Below are 21,951 nucleotides of genomic sequence, written 5' to 3' on the forward strand. Positions count from 1 at the left end.
TCTGCGCATGCGCTCCGCTCCACCCGGCCCACGGCGATTTGCCTGCTCTGGCGCAGTCGTTCGTGCAGGCTGGCTACGCTGCGTCGCGGCACTTCCAGCGGCTGGGCCACGTTGCGCTACACCGCGTGCGCCGGCGATTACTGCTACGGCACAGCTCCATCCGCCATTGCCCGCTGCTCCGTGCTGTGCGCTCCGCTCCAGCCGGCCCACGGCGATTTGCCTGCTCTGGCGCAGTCGTTCGTGCAGGCTGGCTACGCTGCGTCGCGGCACTTCCAGCGGCTGGGCCACGTTGCGCTACACCGCGTGCGCCGGCGATTACTGCTACGGCACAGCTCCACCCGCCATTGCCCGCTGCTCCGTGCCGTGCGCCGCTCCACTCGGCCACGGCGATCCACCTGCTCTAGCGCAGTTGTTCGCGCAGGCTGGCCACGCAACGGCGGCTCACTTCCAGCGGCTGCGGCACGTTGCGCAGCACTGCGTGCACCTGGCCATCGCTGCTGCGGCGCAGTTCCACCAGTTCATCGCGGGCGACCAGGCAGTTGCGATGGATGCGCACCAGACGGTCGGCAAATTCGTCCTCCAGTGACTTGAGCGACTCTTCGATCAGGTCTTCGCCCCGGGTGTGATGGACGATGACGTACTTTTCCTCGGCCTGCAGGTAACGGATATCGCCGATGGGGATCAACCGCAGGCTGCCGCGCAGACGGGCGCACAGATGCGTGCGCAGCGGGGCCTGCGCGGCGCTGGGCGCGCGGCCGGCCAGGAAGGTGGCCACCTTTTCCAGCGCAGACGCCAGGCGTTCCGGGCGCACCGGTTTCATCAGGTAATCCAGCGCGGCTGCATCGAATGCCGACAACGCATGCTGGTCGTAGGCGGTGCAGAACACCACCGCCGGGGGCGGCTGGCGTTGCCGCAGCAGGCGGGCGGTTTCCAGCCCGTCCACCCCGGGCATGGCGATATCCAGCAGCACCAGATCCGGGTGCAGGTGTTCGCACTGCTGCAGCACCTGCGCGCCGTTTTCGGCCTCGCCGATCACCTCGACCTGCGGATGCTCGGCCAGCAGCATGCGCAGGCGCTCGCGCGCCAGTGGCTCGTCATCGGCGATCAGCACCCGCACTTGCGTGGCCGTCATGGGCTCCCCCTCGCTGCAGTGACTTTCCCCTCACGGCAGCGGCAATGTGATCTCGCAGGCATAGTAGCCTTCGGTCCAGCTGGCCGCCATCCGTGCCCCGGCCCCGAACTGGAACGCCAGCCGGTGCGAGATGCTGGCCTGGGCGTGCCCGGCACCGGCCAGCAGCGGCAACTGGGTGCCCGGTTGCGGGGCGGGGTTGACGATGCGGATCTGCAGCTGGTTGCCGCGCTGGCGCAACGACAGGTACAGCGTACCGCCCTCGGGCATGCGCGACACGCCATGCAGCACGGCGTTTTCGACCAATGGCTGCAGCACCAGGCGGGGCATCGGCAGTTCCCAGGGCAATGGCTCCTGGCGGTGCCAGCGCACCTGCAGGCGCTCGCCCAGGCGCAGCGATTCGATCGCCAGATAGCGTTCGGCCAGTTCGCATTCGGCGCGCAGGGTGGACAAGCCCTCGCCGGCCCCCAGCGCGGCGCGGAACAGATCCGACAGGTCCAGCACGGCCTGCTCGGCCACCACCGGGTCGCGCCGCAGCAGGCTGGCGATGAGATTCATGCTGTTGAACAAAAAATGCGGCCGAATGCGCGCCTGCAGCGCATCGGCCTCGGCGCGCGCGTTGGCCTGCACCTGCGCCTCCCAGCGGTCGCTGACGTAGAAATAGCGCAGCGCCAGCGCGGTGATCAGCACCACCGTGGCCGCACTGCCCAGGGTGAACCGCCAGAAGCCGACCAGGCGGCCAAGCGGGGCCTGGTCCAGCACCGCGTACAGGCCGTGCACGATCCCGGCACCGAGCATCGCCACGACCGCGGCGATCGACAGCGCGGCCAGCCCGCCCAGCCTGGGCGGCAAGCGCGACAGCCAGGGTCGCAACACGCACAGCAGCACGCTGACCGCCAGGGCCAGCCACAGCGCCAGACCACTGGCCGAGACGAAGCGCGACAGGGTGATACCGCGCGCGGCGCCGGCGTCGGGCACCAGGGTCACCACCAGCACCACCAGTTCGGCCAGGCCCAGCATCGCGCCCAGCCGTGGCAGCCGGCACAGGTCCGGCATCCAGGTGATCTGCGGCGCGCCGGTGGCCATGGGCTCAGGCGGCGGTGAAGCGCGCCTGCATCCAGTCGCGCAGGGCCTCAATCTCTTCCAGGCAGACCTGATGCCCCATCGGATAGGTCTGCCACTCCAGTGCAAAGCCCAGCGTGCGCAGGGCCTGCATACTGGCCTGGCCGGCCGCAAACGGCACCACCGGGTCGGCGGTGCCATGGGCCATGAACAGCGGTTGGCGTAGGGCCGCCGGCTGCAACTGGCTGGCGGCTGCGACCGGATCCGGCAGATAGGTGGACAGGGCGATCAGCCCGGCCAGCGGCACGCTGCGCTGCAGGCCAACGGCCAGGGTCACCGCACCGCCTTGCGAAAAGCCGGCCAGCAGGATGCGCTCAGGCGCGATGCCGCGGCTCTGCTCATGGGCTATCAGGGCGTCGACCTGGGCCACCGACTCGGCAATGCCGGCCTTGTCGGCGCGCTGGGCGAAATCCATGCCGACGATGTCGTACCAGCCGCGCATGCGCACGCCGTTGTTGATGGTGATCGCGCGGATCGGCGCATGCGGGAACACGAAGCGCAGCGCCGGCCACTGCGGGCGCACCAGCTCCGGCACCATCGGGGCGAAGTCGCTGCCATCGGCGCCCAGGCCGTGCAGCCACAGCACGCTCCATTGCGGGTTCGGTCCGGTCTCGCGTTCGATCACTTCCAGCATCATCCAGCTCCGCTTGCGGGCTGGGCATTATGCCTTGCGCACCGGATCGGCCCGATCACGCCAGGGCCGGACCGCCGCAGCGCAGGACCGGACGCGGGCACATGTGTCTGCAGCGATCGGCGCGCGCGCCAGAGCACGCGCCGGTCAGCTATGGCGGATCACCCCTGCGGGCACTCAGATCAGCGAGGGTTCCAGCGCGGCGGCGCGGCGCAGCTCGGACGCACGCACCAGCACCTTGGGCGGGTCGAGTTCTTCGGGGATGCAGAAGATGCCGGCACGGCGCAACGCCAGGCCGGAACGGCGCAGCGAGGTCAGCGCCACCACCGGGATCGACAACGCCATGCCCACGATCACCGGCGCCATCCAGGCCGCCAGCGACGGCGACACCGTGTAGGCCACCGCGCCCATGAACAGGCCGAACACGGTCAGCCCACCATAGCTGCGCAACAGCGCAGGCCACGACAGCTTGCCGTCGTCGCGCACCTGGGCGTCCCAACCGGAATCCTTGCCGGCCAGCACTTCGAACACGCCGCGCGACTGCAAGTACATCACCACCGGCGCCATCAAGGCAGCCAGCACGGTTTCCAGCAGGATGCTCACCATGGCGCGGATGGCGCCGCCACAGGCGCGCAGTTCGCGCGGGTTGAGCAGCAGCGCGATATAGCCCAGCAGCTTGGGCGCCAGCAGCACGAACATGGTGCAGACGAAGATCCAGATCGCATTGCCCTGGCTGCTGCCGTGCCAGTAGCGCGCCGGCGAGAACGGCAGGTTGCCGGCCAGATCGATGCCGCCGCCCGCCAGCGGAATGCCGATGCCGATCAGCATCAGCAGGCCCCACATCGGCGCGGTGAAATAGTGGCCGATGCCGATCAGCATGTGCATGCGGCTGATCCAGTGCAGGCCCTTGGCGCCGACCACCTTGGCATGCTGCAGGTTGCCCTGGCACCAGCGGCGGTCGCGGATCAGCAAATCGGTGAGCGTGGGCGGGCCTTCTTCATAGCTGCCCTGCAGGTACGGCACCATGTGCATGGCCCAGCCGCCACGGCGCATCAGCGCCGCTTCGACAAAGTCGTGGCTGAGCACATGCCCGCCGAACGGCTTGCGCCCGCGCAGCGAGGGCAGGCCAGCATGATCGGCGAAGGCCTGGGTGCGGATGATGGCGTTGTGGCCCCAGTAGTTGCTCTCGGCGCCATGCCACCAGGCCACGCCGAAGGCGATGATCGGCCCGTACACGCGGCCGCCGAACTGCTGCATGCGGGCGAACAGGGTCTGGCCATTGACCACGGCCGGCAGGGTCTGGATCAGGCCCACGTCCGGGTTGTTTTCCATGCCGGCAACCAGCCGCACGATGGTGTCGCCGGTCATCACGCTGTCGGCGTCCAGGATCAGCATCTGCGGGTAGCTGCCACCGAACCGGCGCACCCAGTCGGCCACGTTGCCGGCCTTGCGTGCGGCATTGTCGGCGCGGCGGCGGTAGAAGATGCGGCCGTGCCCGTCGACGCGGTCGCACAGCTCGTTGTAAACCAGTTCTTCGGCACGCCCGATGTTGTCGCGGGTGGTGTCACTGAGCACGAAGAAATCGAAGTGCTCCAGCTGGCCGGTTTCGGCCACCGATTCGTAGATGGCCTGCAGGCCGGCCAACAGGCGGCGCGGGTCTTCGTTATACGTCGGCATCAGCAGCGCGGTGCGCGAGCGCAGCGTGGGCAGCGGTTGTTCGGGGTCGATGCCGAGCTTGCGCCCGGCGCGCGCCACCACGGTGAAGAAACCGGCTACCGCGCTAGCAAACGACATCGCGATCCACGCGAACAGCAGCACGAACAGGCCGAGCAGGCAGCCTTCCAGCACGCTGATGCCGTCAGGCCACAGCACACTGAGCATCACCCACACCGCAATGGCCGTAGTGGCGAAGGTGCCGCCGATCAGATAGAAGCGGCGCACACCGATGCCCACCGGCGAGGTGCGCTGGTGGCGAACCTGCAGGCTGCCTTCGCGCAGGCTTTGCTCGGGCATCGCCAACGGCGCTTCCGGCGGCAGCGTGGGCTGGCCGGCGTCGAGGGCGGAAACGGAAGAGACTGCGGTTGGTGCGGGGGGAAGGGTCACGGTGCCGTCCATCAAGGCTGCCCGTCGCACGCTGGCGACAGTAAGGGCTGATGCGGGAGGTCCATCCCCGCAACGCGTAGCGACGTTGCCAGGTGCGCCGCATGCAGGACGTACCCGGCGGCGTGCGACCAGGTCGCGGTGTTGGCAGCTATGAAACCACTCCGATGCACAAACTCTCCTGGCGGCGACGCAACGTCGCGGCTCATCCTAAAGAATCGACCGTTAAAGGAAACGAAGGCCATTGTGCAGTCTTCGCCCCTCCCGACGAGGACCGCGCGGCAGACTACGACGTGACGACCGAACGCAACCCCAACAGATTGCAGCCTGGCACACGCGCTGTCACGGGCCGCTGGCCGGGCTGTCATCCCGCAAGATTGCAAGTGGCGTGCCATTAGGCGCAATCGGTTGCAGCGACGGGGCCTTGGCGTCGAGCCGCTGGATGCGGTCAAGCTAGACGTTATCTGTCCGTAGCGAGCAACTAGGTTGAGACGCCTGAAATGTGCGTATCGCGAGCGCTTGGCGACCTTCACGTGCGGTCGAGGGCGCGGTGCCCTCACCGCTCGCGGGACACGCCGTCAACCCGTCCATGGGGGCACGGTGGCGGCATCCATGCCGCCACACGGTCCCGCAATCGGTGAGGACACCACGCCAGACAGTTGGTTGGTGGTTTTATCGAAGAGCAAAGGCCACCGCATGGCCGCCTGCTCGTCGCTTGTCATATCCATGCGCACCGACCAACTCGACTGGTCCTTGCCCGCCCACCGTCGCGGGACCCTTGGCGGCATGGATGCCGCCAAGGAACTACATGGATGTACTTGCAGCGTGTCCTGCGATGGTGGGCGGGCAAGGGCCCTGCAACAAAGCCGCAGATCATCAGCTCTGCGCCTGATCTGTCCGGATCGAGCAATCAGATAGCGACGCCTGCATCGCGCGTATCGCGCTCGTTTGGCGATCTTCAAGCCGGTCGAGGGCGCGGTGCCCTCACCGCTCGCGGGACACGCCGTGAATCCGTCCGTGGAGGCTCGGTGGCGGCATCCATGCCGCCACACGGTCCCGCAATCGGCCAGGACACCACGCCAGACAGTTGGTTGGTGGTTTTATCGAAGAGCAAAGGCCACCGCATCGCCAGCCTGCTCGTCGCTTGTCATATCCATGCGCACCGACCACTTCGACTGGTCCTTGCCCGCCCACCGTCGCGGGACCCTTGGCGGCATGGATGCCGCCAAGGAGCTACATGGATGTACTTGCAGCGTGTCCTGCGATGGTGGGCGGGCAAGGGCCCTGCAACAAAGCCGCAGATCATCAGCTCTGCGCCTGATCTGTCCGTAGCGAGCAACCAGGTTGAGACACCTGCAATGTGCCGTATCGAGATCACTTGGCTCTTCAAGTCTGGTCAAGAGCCCCTGCAGTAAAGGCGCAGATCATCCTCTCTGCGCCTGACCTTTCCGTACCAAGCCATCAGATCGAGACGCCTGCACTGTGCGTCTCGCGAACACCTGGCTGTCTTCACGTCTGGTAGCGGGCGGTGCCCTTGCCGCCCGCAAATTGGTGAGCGGCTGCTACTTGCGCGCCGCCTCGCTGGCATCGCGGGTGGCGCGGAACTCAGAATCGCTGCTCCAGTTCGGCCATTGACGCGAATCGGCCAGCTGCTGGCCCAGCGTGTACAGCACGCCCAGATCGCGCGCGGCACCGGCGAAGGTCCAGTCCGGCTTCCACTCGTCGCCCTGCTGGTGATAGCGCTTGGCGGTGTAGTCGTCCGATGCGGCCTTGCCTGCCGCCACGCCGCCTACTTCCCAATCCTGCCCGGCCGCATACGACAGCGCCGGCACGCCGCGCTTGGCAAACGAGAAGTGGTCGGACCGGAAGAAATACCCGGCCTGCGGCTTGGGATCGGGGGTATAACGCAGCTTGGATTGCGCGGCCACGCTCTTGAGCTGGTCGAGCAGCTCGAGCTTGGCGGTGCCGTAGATGCCGAAATCGCGTGAGGGCACGAACGGGTTCATGCCGTCCATGTTGATCACCGCCACGGTGGTGTCCAGCGGGTACAGCGGCTTGGAGGCGTAGAACTCCGAACCCAGCAGCCCCTTTTCTTCGGCGGTGACGGCCAGGAACACGACCGAGCGCTCGGGCTTCGGTCCGGTGGCGAAACCGCGTGCCAGTTCCAGCAGCGCGGCAGTGCCGCTGGCGTTGTCCAAGGCACCGTTGAAGATGGTGTCGCCGCGTGCGTCCGGCTTGCCCACGCCGATGTGGTCCCAGTGCGCGCTGTAGATCAGGGTTTCGTTCGGGCGCTTGCTGCCTTCCAGGCGCGCCACCACATTGTGCGAGGTGATCACGTCGGACTTGACCTGGTAGCTGGCGCTCAGGCGCTGGCCCTTCAGCTCGACCGGCTTGAAATCGCGCGTCTGCGCCTGCTTCTTCAAGGTGTCGAAGTCCAGCCCGGCGTGCTTGAACAGGTCGGCAGCCAGATCGCGCTGGATCCAGCCTTCCAGGGTGGGATGCGCGCTGCGCGGGTTGTCGCGCACCACATCGAACATGGTGTTGGTGTTGGAACTGGCCACCGTGTCCCAGCCATAGGAGGCCGGCGCGGTTTCGTGCACCACCAGCACGCCGAGCGCGCCCTGGCGGGCGCCTTCTTCGTACTTGTAGGTCCAGCGGCCGTAGTAGGTCATGCCGGCGCCATCGAAGGCGCCCTTGCCGGTTTCGAAATCCGGGTCGTTGATCAGCACCACCGCGATCTTGCCCTTCAGGTCCACGCCCTTGAAGTCGTCCCAGTCGCGCTCCGGCGCCTTGACGCCGTAACCGACGAAGACCAGCGGTGCGTTGGCGATGTCGACCTTGGACGAACCATCGAGCGCAGCGCGGATGGCGATCTGCTGGCCCTGGGTCAGGGTCTGCGGCTTGCCGGCATTGGCCAGCGCAATGGTCGGCGCACCGACGATATCGGCGCGCCGCAGCGGCACCGCCTGGGTCCATAGGCGCTTGCCGCCGGTGAGATCGCCGCCGGGCTGCAGGCCCGCGTCGGCAAATTGCTTGCTCAGATAGGCGATGGTCTTGTCTTCGCCGGCCGTGGCCGGGCCGCGGCCTTCATAGGCATCGGAGGCCAACTCCTTGACGTCGCGCGAGATGCGCGCGCCATCGAAGGTCGGCGCCGCCGCCATCAGTGCGGTCGAGACCGCCATTGCCAAGAGTCCTACCGCAACTCGCTTCATTGCATACCCCAGATCATCAGACAGCCCTGGAGTGTAGCCAGCCGCGGGTGCAAGCGGATGCATGCGGGCACTGCACGCTGTCGTGCCGCCGCGTATTGCCGGGGCAGCAGGATTGCGCGAAGCGATGCCGCGTGGCCCGGGCGGGCGCCGCTAGAACAGATCGACGCTGCCGGTGGGTTGGATGGCGTGCTGAAGTTGGCCATTGCCCACCAGCTCGGCGTACACGGCCGCGCGGTTGCGGCCATGCTGCTTGGCCCAGTACAGCGCCTTGTCCGCTTCGTCCAGCGACTGGCTGATCAGGCGGCCCTGGGTCAATTCCACGATGCCGGTGCTGAGCGTGACCTGGCCGACCTGCGGAAACACATGCTCGGCCACGGCCAGACGAAAGCGCTCGAACAGGCCGACCGCGCATTCGCGGTCCACGCCGCGCAGCACGATCACGAACTCCTCGCCGCCAAAGCGGAACAGCAGGTCGTCCTGGCGGAACGTGCGCTGCATCAGCTGCGCGACCAGCAGCAGCACCTCGTCGCCGTACAGATGGCCAAAGGTGTCGTTGACACGCTTGAAGTGATCGATGTCCACGATACCCAGCCACACGCCCTGCTCCGTCGTGGACTGCGCCCCGGAGAACAGGCGCAGGATCACGTCGTCGAAGGTCTTGCGGTTGCGCAGGCCGGTCAGGGCATCGCGCTGTGCATCGTCGAGCAGGCTGCGGTAGTTCTGGAAGAAGCGTGCAAAGCCCTGCAGCATGGCCTGCTCGGCGGCGCCGGGCGGGCGGGCGCCGGCCACCCGCAGGCAGGTGCGGATGCCGCGTGCTTCCATCATCGGGTACACCAGCAGCGCGCGGCCGTCCTGATGCAGCTGCACGGCCTCGCCCGGGCCATGCACATCGGCCAGCTGGGAGCGCATCTGCGCATCCTTCAGCTCGGCCACCGTCAACGACAGGCGGCCGTCGTCGCGCAGCCGGGTTTCGGCCATGGTGCGGCCGTCCGGCGCGATGCGCAGCAACGACAGCTCCTCGGCCGCGCAGACCTCGCGCATGGTGCGCAGCAGGCTCAGGTCCAGCAGATCGGCATCGCGGATGGCGGTCATGTCCACCATCCGCTCCAGCAACGGCGCGTCGCTCATTGCAGCCCCCGCCGATGCGCGGACGCAGGCCGGCCGTGCCGCACGCAGCAGGCCGACCGACAACGGGAATGGCAATGCACAGGCTTCACGACAGCGACCGGCAATCTGGATGCCGGTTCATCGGCGCCCGCCAGGCAAACTTGAGACCGCTCGCCGGCCCTGCTCAGCACCGGGCCAGCCAGCCAGCACGGCACACCAGCCAGCGCATCGCACGGCGCCAAGCGGGGACTCGGCCTGTTGGCTCAGGGCAGTGCGGATTCCAGCGCGTCTTCGCCCAGTGCGTGCCGCTGCATCAGCCGCCGGCTGCCGGCATTCAGGCCTTTCACCTGCACCTCCAGGTCGTGATGGCGCAGCCGCTGCACCACCTTGTCCAGCGCCGCCACCGCCGTGATGTCCCAGAAATGCGCGCGGCCCACATCGATCACCACCGCACGGCCGGGCACCTCGCGTGCGTCGAAGGCGTCGATGAACACATCGGCGGAAGCGAAGAACACCTGCCCGCGCACGGTGTAGGTGCGCACGCCGTCCGTGCCGTCGCTGTGGGCGATCTGCAGCAGGCCGGCCACCTTGAAGGTGAAGAACACCCCGCTCAGCACCACGCCCACCGCCACCCCGGCGGCCAGGTTGTGGGTGATCAACGTCACCGCCACCGTGGCCAGCATCACCACGCTGGAGGTGCGCGGATGGGTGATCACGGTGCGCAGCGAGCGCCAGTCGAAGGTCTCCGCCGACACCATCACCATGATCGCCACCAGCGCCACCACCGGCACCTGCGACACCCACGGCTTGAGCAGCACCATCAGGATCAGCAGGAACACGCCAGCAAACAAGGTGGAGAGCCGGCCACGGCCGCCGTACTTCACGTTGCCCACGGTCTGCCCGATCATGCCGCAGCCGGCAATGCCGCCGAACAGGCTGGCCGCGGCGTTGGCGATGCCCAGCCCGGTGCATTCGCGGTTCTTGTTGCTGGGCGTATCGGTGAGTTCATCGACCACGCGCGCGGTCATCAGCGATTCGAGCAGGCCCACCATGGCAATGGCCAGCGCCGGCAGCGCGATGATGCGCAAGGTCTCCAGCGTCATCGGCACCGCCGGCCATTGCAGGAACGGCAGCGCGTTGGGCAGCTTGCCCAGATCGGCCACGGTCTTGAGCGGCAACTGCAGCGCGCTGCCGGCAATGGTGAGCAGCAGGATGCACAGCAGCGGCGAGGGAATCGCCGACAGCCCAGGCACGCGGAGCCGCGGCAGGCCGTAGATGATCGCAAGGCCCACGCCCAGCATCACCCACGTGGTCATGTTGGCGCCGAGCAGATGCGGCAGCTGCGCGGCAAAGATCAGTACCGCCAGCGCGTTGACGAAACCGGTACGCACCGAACTGCTGACAAAGCGCATCAGCACGCCCAGCCGCAGCACGCCAAACAGGACCTGCACCGCGCCGGCCAGCAAGCCGGCGGCCAGCAGATACGGCAGCCCATGCGCGGCCACCAGCGGCGCCGCGACCAGCGCCACCGAGCCGGCAGCAGCAGAAATCATCGCCGGGCGTCCGCCACAGAACGCAATCACGATGCCAATCACGAAGGAGGCGAACAGACCCACCTGCGGATCGACGCCCGCCACGAACGCGAACGCGATCACTTCGGGAATCAGCGCAAAGGTGGCGACCGCACCGGCCATGAGTTCGCGCGCAGGTGAGGCGCGCCATTGCGCCAGTTCGGCACGCAAAAGGGACATCGGGGACACTCCGGGGACAGAAAGGACAGCCTGCGGACAGCACGCAGCGGCAATAGTGTGCGGGAAAGCGACCGCGCCCGCAGCCTGCCTGTGACCCGTGCGCCAATGCGCCTTTCTGTGGCTGCGATCACGCCACGCGACGCTGCCGCAGACCAAGATGCCCCCCTCACCGGGCTCGGGTGTCGAGTCCGGTCATCTAGGAGACCACCATGTCCATCTTCAGGACTGCAAGTACGCTTGCACTCGCCACCGCGCTGGCCCTGGCCGCCGCACCGGCATTCAGCTATTCCATCAGCAACAACAAGATTGTCGACGACAGCGGCAAGGTGGTTCAGCTCAAGGGCGTCAACGTCTTCGGCTTCGAGACCGGCAACCATGTCATGCATGGCCTGTGGGCGCGCAACTGGAAGGACATGATCGTCCAGATGCAGGGCCTGGGCTTCAATGCGGTGCGTCTGCCGTTCTGCCCGGCCACGCTGCGCAGCGGCCAGATGCCCAGCAGCATCGACTACAGCCGCAATGCCGACCTGCAGGGCCTGACCTCGTTGCAGATCCTGGACAAGGTGATCAACGAGTTCAACGCACGCGGCATGTACGTGCTGCTGGACCACCACACCCCCGACTGCGCCGGCATCTCCGAGCTCTGGTACACCGGCTCCTACACCGAAGCCCAGTGGCTGGCCGACCTGCGTTTTGTGGCCAACCGCTACAAGAACGTGCCGTACGTGCTCGGCCTGGATCTGAAGAACGAACCCCACGGCGCCGCCACCTGGGGCACCGGCAACGCCGCCACCGACTGGAACAAGGCCGCCGAGCGCGGTTCGGCTGCGGTGCTGGCCGTGGCGCCGAAGTGGATCATCGCGGTGGAAGGCATTACCGACAACCCGGTGTGCTCGACCAACGGCGGCATCTTCTGGGGCGGCAACCTGCAGCCGCTGGCCTGCACCCCGCTGAACATTCCGGCCAACCGCCTGCTGCTGGCGCCGCACGTGTACGGCCCGGACGTGTATGTGCAGTCGTACTTCAACGACAGCAACTTCCCCAACAACATGCCGGCCATCTGGGACCGCCACTTCGGCCAGTTCGCCGGCAAGTACGCGCTGCTGCTGGGCGAGTTCGGCGGCAAGTACGGCGAAGGCGACGCGCGCGACAAGGTGTGGCAGGACGCGCTGGTGAAGTACCTGCGCAGCAAGGGCATCAACGAAGGCTTCTACTGGTCGTGGAACCCCAACAGCGGCGACACCGGCGGCATCCTGCGCGATGACTGGACCACCGTGCGCCAGGACAAGATGACGCTGTTGCGGACGCTGTGGGGATCGGTGAGCACCACCACGCCAACTCCGACGCCTACTCCAACGCCGACCCCCACGCCTACACCGACACCGACACCGACACCGAGCGCTGGCTTCAGCACCAAGGTGACCGTGGACAACCAGTGGAACGGTGGCTACTGCAATCGCGTGCAGGTCACCAACACCGGCACCGCCAGCGGCACCTGGGCGATCTCGCTGCCGGTCACCGGCACGGTCAATAACGCCTGGAACGTCACCTGGTCGCAGAGTGGCAGCACGCTCAAGGCCAGCGGGGTGGATTTCAACCGCACCCTGGCGGTAGGTGCGACGGCAGAATTCGGTTTCTGCGCGGCAGGTTGATCGATACGCGTTGGGCGTGCAGCTCGCGCCCAACTGCGCAGCGCAGACTGCAACAGTCTGCTGCGCGCGATGACGACATGCAGCGCATTTGATCGATGCATGTCGTTGTTGCAACCGGGCTGACTACCGCAGAGATCTGTAGAAACAAGGCAGGAGCGCCCTTGGGCGCGATGCAGCGTTGTCGATAACGCCGCATCGCGCCCAAGGGCGCTCCTACAAGGCAGTGACGCAGAATGCCTCGCCCAAGCAGGCGCTGCCGCAGATAGTGTTCAACACCTGCGTGCATCAGCCGCTATCCATGACATAGCGCTTCGGCGCGTTCTGGATGTCGTTGTCATGCCCGTTGTCTCCCTGTTGCGTCGTCACGTTGCCAATCTCCCGCTCACGCGCAAGTTCGTGCTGTTGTGCACGCTGTTGACGGTAGGTGTGATCCTGCTGGCGATGGCCGCCGCGCGCCTGCAGTACCTGGACCTGATCGAGGCACGCAAGCTCAGCGTCAGGACCGAGGTGGAGATGGGCCTCACCGTGATGCAGCACTACGCCGACAAGGTCAAAGCCGGCGAACTCAGCCTGGACCAGGCCAAGGAAGCGGCGCGCACCACCTTGGCGGACATGCGCACCAACGATGGCGTGGATTATTTCTTCATCGTCGACCCGCAGATGCGCATCCTGATGCATCCTAAGCGCGCCGTCGGCACCGACATGAGCGACTACAAGAGCGATGCCGGGCAATACGTGTATCGCGACATCAAGACCGCCATCGATAGCGGCGACGGCTTCAGCTATTACGACGCACCCAAGCCGGGCAAACAAGAACAGCTGCCGAAGATCAGTTACGCCAAGACCTTCCCGGCCTGGAACTGGGTCCTGGTGATGGGCGTCTATGCCGAAGACATTCAAGTGCAGGCCTGGGGATTCACGCGCACCTTGACCTTGATCGGTGGCGCATTGGTGGCGCTGGTGATCGGCCTGTGCTGGTTGATCGCCTCGGCCATGGCCGCGCCGCTGCGTGCCGCCTCGCGCACGGCGGAAGCGATTGCCTCGGGCCGCTTCGACAACGACATCCGGGTTGAATCGCGCGATGAAACCGGCCAGCTGATGCACAGCATGCAGCAGATGCAGAACCAGTTGCAGCGCTTCAACGGCGAGATGCAGACCATGATCCGGCTGCAGCAGGGCGAGAACATCGCGCACCGCATTCCGGAGGATTTCCCCGGCGATTACGGCACGCTGGCGCACGGCGTGAACACGGTGGTGTTCGAACATCTGGATGCCATCAACGAAGCGATGGACGTGATGAGCGAGTACGGCCGCGGCGACCTGCGCCGCGACATGCGTCGCCTACCCGGCCAGCGCGCCGCCTTGCATCAAGCGCTGGATACCGTCAAAGAGAATCTGTCGGCCATCAACAGCGACATCGCGCGCCTGGCCGATGCGGCCGCGCGCGGCGATTTCTCTGCACGCGGCGATCAATCGCGCTACCAGTTCGCGTTTGCGGAAATGGTGCAGGCCTTGAACCGGCTGATGCAGCAGGCCGACGCGGGGCTGGACGATGTGGGCCGCATCATGGCCGCCATCGCCGACGGCGATCTGTCGCAGCGCGTGGAGTCGCATTACGAGGGCGCGTTCGGGCGTCTGGCCGGTGCGGCCAACCGCACCGCCATTCAATTGACCGGCATCGTGCGGGGCATCCAGCATTCGGCCGAAATGATCAACACCGCGGCAGGCGAGATCGCCAGCGGCAATGCCGACCTGTCCACGCGCACCGAACACCAGGCTGCAAACCTGGAAGAAACCGCCGCCTCGATGGAAGAACTCACCTCCACCGTGCGCCAGAACGCCGACAACGCACGCCAGGCCAATCAGTTGGTCAAGGGCACTGGCGAGGTGGCCGAAAGCGGTGGCCGCGTGGTGCAGGAAGTGGTGAGCACCATGCAGGCGATCACGCAATCGTCGGCGCGCATTTCCGACATCATCGGGGTCATCGACGGCATCGCCTTCCAGACCAATATCCTGGCGTTGAATGCCGCCGTGGAAGCGGCGCGCGCGGGCGAACAAGGCCGCGGCTTTGCCGTGGTGGCCACCGAAGTACGCGCCCTGGCGCAGCGCTCGGCCGGTGCCGCCAAGGAGATCAAACAGCTGATTTCCGATTCGGTGGACAAAGTGGCGCAAGGCTCGCACCTGGTGCAAAAGGCAGGCAGTACCATGACCGAGGTGGTCAGCTCGGTGAAGCGCGTCACCGACATCATGGCCGAGATCACCGCCGCCAGTACCGAACAAAGCGCCGGCATCGAACAGGTCAGCACCACGGTGATGCAACTGGACGAAATGACCCAGCAAAACGCCGCGCTGGTGGAAGAAGCCACCGCGGCAGCGCGCAGCATGGAAGACCAGGCGGCGGATCTGACCCGTGCGGTGGCAGTGTTCCGGTTGGCATCGGCGCAGCCTGGGTCGACGCAGCGCCATGGTGCAGCTCAGGCAGCGTAGAACGGGCGACTGCCGTCACCACATCGGCTGACGTACCCTCATCCGCCCTTCGGGCACCTTCTCCCGAAGGGAGAAGGAACAGCGACGCACCGCGTGCCAAAGCCCCTCCCGCCGGAAGAGGGGTTGGGGTGAGGGTGCCCGGCAGCCGGGAGGCGTCAATACACGCGCCAGATGCATTACTAAACGAACGAGATGCATCGACGAACAGGGCATGCGTACCGACGGTCGATGGTCGATGGTCGATGGTCGATGGTCGATGGTCGGCGGTCTGCGGTCTGCGGTCTGCGGTCGGCGGGAATCGGGAATCGGGAATCGGGAATCGACGAGTATTTATCGCTCGTCAAAAGATGGGCGACCGCAATCACCATCGGCTGACGTACCCTCATCCGCCCTTCGGGCACCTTCTCCCGAGGGGAGAAGGAACAGCGATGCACCGCCAATGACCCGTTTCTTCAACGCGTGGCGTCTTCAACGCGTAGCGTCGCGGCCGTTCGTCGCGGTGTCTTTGCAGCGCGCATTTTTTGCCGCATACATCGCTTCGTCCGCGGCGTGCATCAGGCTTGCGGCCTCGGCCTGATCGCCGTGCTGCCAGGCCACGCCGATGCTGGGCTGGATCGGCAACCACTGCTCGCCAAACATCGCCCCTGCCGCCGCGGCCTGGCGGATGCGCTCGGCCACGGTCGCGCAGTCCATCTGCGGTGTCTGCAGATTGTCCAGCAGCACCACGAATTCATCGCCGGCCAGACGCGCCACCAGGTAGCGGCCTTCCACCGCGCGCTGCAGACACTGGCCGAACCCCACCAGCACCGCGTCGCCGGCGCGGTGGCCATAGGTATCGTTGATGCGCTTGAAGCCATCCAGATCCAGGAACATCACCGCCACCGCGCGCTGCAGCTGATGCGCCTGCAGCACCGCCGCCTGCAGCGCCTCGGTCCAGGCGTGGCGATTGGGCAGGCCGGTCAACGCATCGCGGGTGGCGCGTTCGTGCATCAGCCGGTGCAGCGTCTTGTGCGCGGTGACGTCCTGGGCCATCAGGAAGAAGCCCTGCGTGCCCGCCGACATGCCCACCGTTTCCGGCACCAGGGTGATCTCCACATCGCGGGCGCTGCCGCCCACCTGCAGCACATGCTCGAAACTGGCACGTTGGCCGTCGGCCACCTGTGCCAGTGCCGTCCGTGCCGGGCCGCTGAGCGGCGTGCCGAGCAGACGGGTGATGGGTGACCCGACCAGGCTGGACGGTTCCACGCCCAGCCAGTCGCGGTGTGCCTGGTTGGCGAACAGGCAGCGTTGCTCGGCATCGAACTGGCTGACCAACGCCGGGGTGGCATCGCTGATCGCGCGTAGCCGGGTTTCGCTTTCGGCCAGCCGCTCGGCTGCGACATGGCGCTCGGTGACGTCCTGGATCTGCGAGACGAAATGCACCGGCGCACCGCTGCCGTCGCGCACCAGCGACACCGACAGCTGTGCCCAGATCACCGCCCCGTGCTGGCTGATGTAGCGCTTGGCCAGGCTGTAGCTATCGCGCTTGCCGTCGATCAATTCCTGCACCAGCTGCAGATCCAGCTGCAGGTCGTCCGGATGGGTGATCTGCTGGAAGGTGGTGCGCAACAGCTGCTCGCGCGGATAGCCAAGAATGCTGCACAGGGAGGGATTGACGTCGCGCCACGTGCCATCCAGCGAGACGATCGCCATGCCCTGCGGCGCGGTTTCGAAGGCACCGGTGAAACGTTCGGCGGCCAGCTGCGCGGCCGCCTGTGCCTGCAGCTCGGCGGTGACGTCGATGGCCATGGCCAGGTATCCGGCCAACCCCTGCTGTGCGTCGTGGATGACGTTGAAGCATAGCCGCACGCGGCGCAATTCACCGTCCTTGCGCACCAGCGTCCAGAGTTCCTCTGCCAGCACATCGCCGGCAGCGGCCGCGGCCAGCTTCACGTACGACGCAGGCGACAACGCCAGCGTGGCCATGTGGCGGTCCAGCTCGGCCTGCAGGTGGAACTGCGCCGGGCAGCGGCCCAGCACCTCCTCGGCGGTGTAGCCCAGCAGTTGCTCGGCACCGGGGTTGAACAACTCGATCCGGCCATGCGGATCGAAGGCGATGATCGCCACGTCCTGCGAGGCATCCACCAGCGCCTGCAGCCGCGCGCGCTCGGCAGACAAGGCTGCCGACGCATCCCTGAGCTCGGTGATGTCGTGCATCACGCACACCGCGCCCAGCGCGGTGCCCTGGTCGCCGACCACCGGGTCCGCGTTGCACAGCACGGTGCGCGCCGCCTGCCCGTTGGCACGGATCACCAGCTCGGCGTTGCGCACGTGTTCGCCGCGCCAGGCGCGCACCAGCGGAATGGCCTCGGTGGGCAGCAAGCCGTTGCCGTCGGCGGTATACAGGTCGAAATGCTGCGCCCATTGCACCGGCGGCAGCACCCGCGGGTCGGTGCCATGCCATTGTCGCGCGGCATGGTTGAACTCGCGCAGCAAGCCGTCGGTGCCGCAGGCCACCACGCCGTCAGGCATGGCTTCCAGCAACATGCTCAGGGTCTGCCGCTGCGCCTGCGCGGCCAGCCGGTCGCGGCGCGCCTCCAGCTGCTTGGCGGCCTGGCGCGCCAGCCGGATCAAGGCCTGCTTCTGCTGTTCATCGAGCACGCGCGATTTGGTACTGAGTGTGCACAAGGTGCCGTAGGCGTAGCCCTCGCGGCCGATCAACGGCACGCCCACGTATGAGCGCACGCCAGGGGCCGCCGTCACCAACGGGTTCTGCGCAAAGCGCGGGTCGGCCTCTGCGTCCGGCACCTCCATCAGTTCGGTGCCCATCACCGTGTGCGAACAGAACGACACACTGCGCGGGGTGCCTTCCAGGTCGGTGCCGCAGCGTGCCTTGAACCACTGGCGGTCGGCGTCCAGCAGCGACACCAGCGCCATCGGCGCCCCGGTGACATGCGCCGCCAGCCAGGCGATGTCGTCGAATTCGGCCTCTGCCTCGGTATCCAGCACGCCCAGCCGACGCACCGCGTCCACGCGCAGGGCGTCGTCGGCGGGAATCGGCACGGGCGGCAGCAGGACGGTCATGGCGTGCTTGGCGGGTAGCGTCTGGCGAGGGTAGGTCGCCCGAAGTAACGGCGAAGCGATGGTCAACTTGAGCACGTGCGGCGGCGCCCGCTTAACCGGCGGCCAAGCGCGTGGTCCACGGCCCCGCACACCGGGCAGCCAGGTCCGCCTGCGCCGGGCACCGATCCTGGCTGCATGCCGCCTGCGTTTGCGCATCCGCAAGCGCTGCCGCCGCTCGATTTGGCAGGCATGCAGCGGTCCACCGGGGCCACGCAGGCCGGCATCGCTTGCCTGCCCCGACGGTGCTGGCGCCTTGCGGCGCGCTCCAGGCCGTCCCGCAGCGCTGGGACACGCGGGACAGGACTTGCCCCCGTGCACCGGGTCAGATCAGCGGCGCAGCCCCATCGCCGCATCACGCCCGCCGGGCGCAGCGGTCCAGGGTCCGGCCGCCCTCCCGGCAACCGCCACCGCACCCATGCCCAAGTGCATTTGCGGCGCCGCCAAGCAGCCACTACCCTCGGCCGATTGCCCTGTTCTGGAGTGTCACATGCTGCGTCCGCTGTCCCTGTTGATCGCCGGTGTGCTCGGTGTCGCCACCGGTACCGTTGCCCCCGCCGTCGCTGCCGCCCCGGCCAGCCTGGCCAAGAGCGCGGCCAGCAGCGCCATTCCCGACATCGCCTACACCCGCTTCACCCTGCCCAACGGCCTGACCGTGGTGGTGCATGAAGACCACAAGGCGCCGGTGGTGGCGGTGAGCATCTGGTACCACATCGGTTCCGGCGACGAGCCGGCCGGCAAGACCGGCTTTGCGCACCTGTTCGAGCACCTGATGTTCTCCGGCTCGGAAAACAACAAGGGCAGCTTCTTTGCGCCGCTGGAAAAGGTCGGCACCACCGACATGAACGGCACCACCTGGTTCGACCGCACCAACTATTTCGAGACCGTGCCGACCACCGCGCTGGACACCGCGCTATGGCTGGAATCGGACCGCATGGGCCACCTGCTCGGCGCCATCGGCCAGGAAGAACTCGATACCCAGCGCGGCGTGGTGCAGAACGAAAAGCGCCAGGGCGAAAACCGCCCCTACGGCCGCGTGGACCAGAACATCCTGTCCAACCTGTTCCCGGCCAACCACCCGTACCAGCACGACACCATCGGCTCGATGGAGGATCTGGACGCAGCGTCGCTGGGCGACGTCAAGCAGTGGTTCAACGACAATTACGGCGCTGCCAACACCACCCTGGTGCTGGCCGGCGACATCACCGTGGCGCAGGCGCGCGCCAAGGCCGCGCAGTATTTTGGCGATATCCCGTCCGGCAAGCCGGTGGCGCGCCAGCAGCCGTGGGTGACCCCGCTGCCCGCGCAGAAGCGCGGCGTGCAGCACGACCATGTCTCGCAGCCGCGCATCTACCGCACCTGGGCCGCGCCGCAGCTGGGCACCGACGATGTGATCCAGCTGGACCTGGCCACCACCGTGCTCGGCGGCGGCAAGACTTCGCGGCTGTACCAGCGCCTGGTCTACCAGGACAACCTGGTCGATGACGTCTCCGCCTCGGTGCAGCCGTTCGCGCTGTCCAGCCAGGTGCAGATCCAGGCCGACGTCAAGGACGGCGTGGACCCGGCCAAGGTCGAGGCGATCATCGACGAGGAACTCAAGAAGTTCATCGCGCAAGGCCCGACCACCGACGAATTGCAGCGCGCGCAGGTGGCCTACCGCGCCGGCTTCGTGCGCGGGCTGGAAAAGGTCGGCGGCTTCAGTGGCAAGGCGGTGATCCTGGCCGAGGGCCAGGTCTACCGCGGCGACCCGGGCGCCTACAAGAAAGACCTGCAACGCGGCCAGGCCGCCACCGTGGACAGCGTCAAGCAGGCCGCTGCCACCTGGTTCGGCAAGGGCGACTACCTGCTCACCGTGCTGCCGGCCGGCAAGGACTTCGACCCGGCCGCCGAGGACAAGGCAGTGGTTGCACGCGGCGAAGAAGCCGGCAAGCCGGCGCCGAAGCTGCCGGCCGCAGGCAAGTACAAGACCGTTGCCAGCACGCTCGATCGCAGCAAGGGCGTGCCGCAAACCGATCAATTCCCGGACCTGAGCTTCCCGCAGTTGCAGCGCGGCAAGTTGAAGAACGGCATCGAGGTGATCCTGGCCGAGCGCCACACCATCCCGGTCACCCAGGTGGAGCTGCTGTTCGATGCCGGCTACGCCGCAGACCAGGGCAAGAAGCTCGGCACCGCCAGCTTCAGCGCCGCGCTGATGAACGAGAGCACCGCCGCGCTGGATTCGGTCGAAGTGGCGCAGCGCCGCCAGCGGCTGGGCGCCATCACGTCGGTGGGCTGCGATCTGGACAGCTGCAGCGCCTCGCTGGATGCGCTCAACGACCAGCTGCAGCCCTCGCTGCAGCTGTTCTCCGACATCGTGCGCAACCCCGCGTTCAAGGCCGCCGACATCGAGCGCGTGCGCGGCCAGTGGCTGGCCGGCATCGCCCAGGAAAAGACCCAGCCCAACAGCCTGGGCCTGCGCGCGCTGCCGCCGCTGCTGTTCGGCAACCAGCATCCGTACGGCATCCCGCTCACCGGTAGCGGCACCGAGGCGGCGATCAAGAGCCTCAACGCGCAGGACCTGCAGCAGTTCCACAGCCAGTGGCTGCGTCCGGACAACCTGCGCATCCTGGTGGCCGGCGACACCACGCTGGCGCAGATCATCCCCCAGCTCGATGCCGCATTCGGCGACTGGAAGGCCCCGACGACGGCGTTGCCGAAGAAGAACCTGGCCAACGTCGCCGCACAGCCCAAGCCGCGCGTATACCTGATCAACCGCCCGGACGCACCGCAGTCGGTGATCCTGGCCGGCTTGCTGGCCCCCTCCACCAAGGCACCTGACAACCTGGCGATCGGTGTTGCCAATGGCGCCTTCGGCGGCACCTTCACCTCGCGTCTGAACATGAACCTGCGCGAGAACAAGCGCTGGGCCTACGGTGCGCGCACCCAGATGGTGGATGCGCAGGGCCAGCGGCCGTACCTGTTCTCGGCACCGGTGCAGACCGACAAGACCGCCGAATCGGCCAACGAGATCTTCAAGGAAGCCACCGCCATCATCGGCGACAAGCCGCTGTCCAACGACGAGATCGAGAAGATCAAGAACCAGCGCATCCGCGCCCTGCCCGGCAGCTTCGAAACCACCGGTGCGGTGCTGGGCGCGATCGAAGGCATCGTGCAGTTCGACCGCCCCGATGACTACGTGCAGACGCTCAAGCCGCGCCTGGAAGCAATCGATCAGCCGGCCGCGCAAAAGGCCATCAAGCAGATCATCAAGCCGGAGGCCATGACCTGGGTGATCGTGGGCGACCTGAAGAAGATCGAAGCCCCCGTCCGTGCGCTCAAGCTGGGTGAGGTGCAGGTGCTGGACGTGGACGGCAAGCCGGTCAAGCGCTGACGGCCCGCCTGCCCTGCCCGCTTGCGCCACGCAGGCGGGCAGGTGCACGGCGTTGGCGCGCTGTGCGGCGTGTAGGCGCGGTGGGATGATGGGCTGAGTGCCGCCGGTGCTCGGCGCCGGCCGGTCGGCGATGACGACCAAGACCGTCGATCGATCGACTGATCATCATCGGCCTGCTTGCATACGTGTTCGCAGGCGCAATCGATGGGTGGGCTCGCCGCCGGGCCGGACTGATCAGGCATCGGTCGCGCGCGCGTCCATCGTTTTATCTCCAGCGGCGGCGACGCTCAC

At 67.0% G+C, this 21,951-nt stretch carries 11 protein-coding genes; 3 read left to right on the forward strand and 8 right to left on the reverse strand.

All coding sequences use genetic code 11. The features are described from left to right. Nucleotides 1–400: 400 nt before the first annotated feature. From XnspCFBP7698_RS13440 to XnspCFBP7698_RS13490, 7 genes are all read right to left on the reverse strand, one after another. A complete protein-coding gene (locus XnspCFBP7698_RS13440; RefSeq protein WP_104579174.1) occupies nucleotides 401–1,132 on the reverse strand; it encodes a LytTR family DNA-binding domain-containing protein in 732 nt (243 codons plus the stop codon). A gap of 30 nt (nucleotides 1,133–1,162) precedes the next feature. Continuing rightward, nucleotides 1,163–2,215: a sensor histidine kinase gene (locus XnspCFBP7698_RS13445; protein WP_104579175.1), complete on the reverse strand. Its 1,053-nt coding sequence runs from the start codon at nucleotides 2,213–2,215 to the stop codon at nucleotides 1,163–1,165. Between the two features lie 4 nt (nucleotides 2,216–2,219). Beyond that, nucleotides 2,220–2,888: an alpha/beta hydrolase gene (locus XnspCFBP7698_RS13450; RefSeq protein ID WP_104579176.1), complete on the reverse strand. Its 669-nt coding sequence runs from the start codon at nucleotides 2,886–2,888 to the stop codon at nucleotides 2,220–2,222. 171 nt (nucleotides 2,889–3,059) lie between these two features. Then, complete coding sequence (gene mdoH, locus XnspCFBP7698_RS13455) at nucleotides 3,060–4,997, reverse strand: glucans biosynthesis glucosyltransferase MdoH (protein ID WP_104579177.1); 1,938 nt, start codon at nucleotides 4,995–4,997, stop codon at nucleotides 3,060–3,062. A 1,547-nt stretch (nucleotides 4,998–6,544) separates the two neighbouring features. Further along, a complete protein-coding gene (locus tag XnspCFBP7698_RS13480; protein WP_123137453.1) occupies nucleotides 6,545–8,194 on the reverse strand; it encodes a M28 family metallopeptidase in 1,650 nt (549 codons plus the stop codon). Nucleotides 8,195–8,344: 150 nt separating this feature from the next. Next, nucleotides 8,345–9,322 (reverse strand): GGDEF domain-containing protein, encoded by a 978-nt coding sequence (locus XnspCFBP7698_RS13485; protein WP_199680154.1) that lies wholly within the window; start codon nucleotides 9,320–9,322, stop codon nucleotides 8,345–8,347. A gap of 242 nt (nucleotides 9,323–9,564) precedes the next feature. Then, on the reverse strand, nucleotides 9,565–11,052 hold the full coding sequence (locus XnspCFBP7698_RS13490; protein WP_179453611.1) for a SulP family inorganic anion transporter: 1,488 nt from the start codon (nucleotides 11,050–11,052) through the stop codon (nucleotides 9,565–9,567). Between the two features lie 209 nt (nucleotides 11,053–11,261). On the opposite strand from XnspCFBP7698_RS13490, the gene XnspCFBP7698_RS13495 reads away from it, so the two are divergent. Further along, entirely contained in the window at nucleotides 11,262–12,704 is a 1,443-nt protein-coding gene (locus XnspCFBP7698_RS13495) for a glycoside hydrolase family 5 protein (protein WP_123137455.1), read from the forward strand. Nucleotides 12,705–13,058: 354 nt separating this feature from the next. Continuing rightward, nucleotides 13,059–15,191 carry a methyl-accepting chemotaxis protein gene (locus tag XnspCFBP7698_RS13500; protein ID WP_199680171.1) on the forward strand — a complete coding sequence of 711 codons (2,133 nt, stop codon included), beginning with the start codon at nucleotides 13,059–13,061 and terminating at the stop codon, nucleotides 15,189–15,191. 468 nt (nucleotides 15,192–15,659) lie between these two features. Here XnspCFBP7698_RS13500 and XnspCFBP7698_RS13505 read toward each other — a convergent pair whose 3' ends face one another. Continuing rightward, nucleotides 15,660–18,383, reverse strand: a complete 2,724-nt coding sequence (locus XnspCFBP7698_RS13505) for a PAS domain S-box protein (RefSeq protein WP_233548964.1) — start codon at nucleotides 18,381–18,383, stop codon at nucleotides 15,660–15,662. Between the two features lie 397 nt (nucleotides 18,384–18,780). Here XnspCFBP7698_RS13505 and XnspCFBP7698_RS13510 point away from each other — a divergent pair, with 397 nt between their 5' ends. After that, nucleotides 18,781–21,660, forward strand: a complete 2,880-nt coding sequence (locus tag XnspCFBP7698_RS13510; protein ID WP_123137457.1) for a pitrilysin family protein — start codon at nucleotides 18,781–18,783, stop codon at nucleotides 21,658–21,660. Nucleotides 21,661–21,951 lie beyond the last annotated feature (291 nt).

Source organism: Xanthomonas sp. CFBP 7698, from assembly GCF_003600855.1.
Classification (GTDB): domain Bacteria; phylum Pseudomonadota; class Gammaproteobacteria; order Xanthomonadales; family Xanthomonadaceae; genus Xanthomonas; species Xanthomonas cannabis.

Excerpts from the sequence above, each read along its gene's own strand:
- XnspCFBP7698_RS13440 (WP_104579174.1), bottom strand. The coding sequence starts at position 1,132 with ATGACGGCCACGCAAGTGCGGGTGCTGATCGCCGATGACGAGCCACTG.
- XnspCFBP7698_RS13445 (WP_104579175.1), bottom strand. The coding sequence starts at position 2,215 with ATGGCCACCGGCGCGCCGCAGATCACCTGGATGCCGGACCTGTGCCGG.
- XnspCFBP7698_RS13450 (WP_104579176.1), bottom strand. The coding sequence starts at position 2,888 with ATGATGCTGGAAGTGATCGAACGCGAGACCGGACCGAACCCGCAATGG.
- mdoH (WP_104579177.1), bottom strand. The coding sequence starts at position 4,997 with ATGGACGGCACCGTGACCCTTCCCCCCGCACCAACCGCAGTCTCTTCC.
- XnspCFBP7698_RS13480 (WP_123137453.1), bottom strand. The coding sequence starts at position 8,194 with ATGAAGCGAGTTGCGGTAGGACTCTTGGCAATGGCGGTCTCGACCGCA.
- XnspCFBP7698_RS13485 (WP_199680154.1), bottom strand. The coding sequence starts at position 9,322 with ATGAGCGACGCGCCGTTGCTGGAGCGGATGGTGGACATGACCGCCATC.
- XnspCFBP7698_RS13490 (WP_179453611.1), bottom strand. The coding sequence starts at position 11,052 with ATGTCCCTTTTGCGTGCCGAACTGGCGCAATGGCGCGCCTCACCTGCG.
- XnspCFBP7698_RS13495 (WP_123137455.1), top strand. The coding sequence starts at position 11,262 with ATGTCCATCTTCAGGACTGCAAGTACGCTTGCACTCGCCACCGCGCTG.
- XnspCFBP7698_RS13510 (WP_123137457.1), top strand. The coding sequence starts at position 18,781 with ATGCTGCGTCCGCTGTCCCTGTTGATCGCCGGTGTGCTCGGTGTCGCC.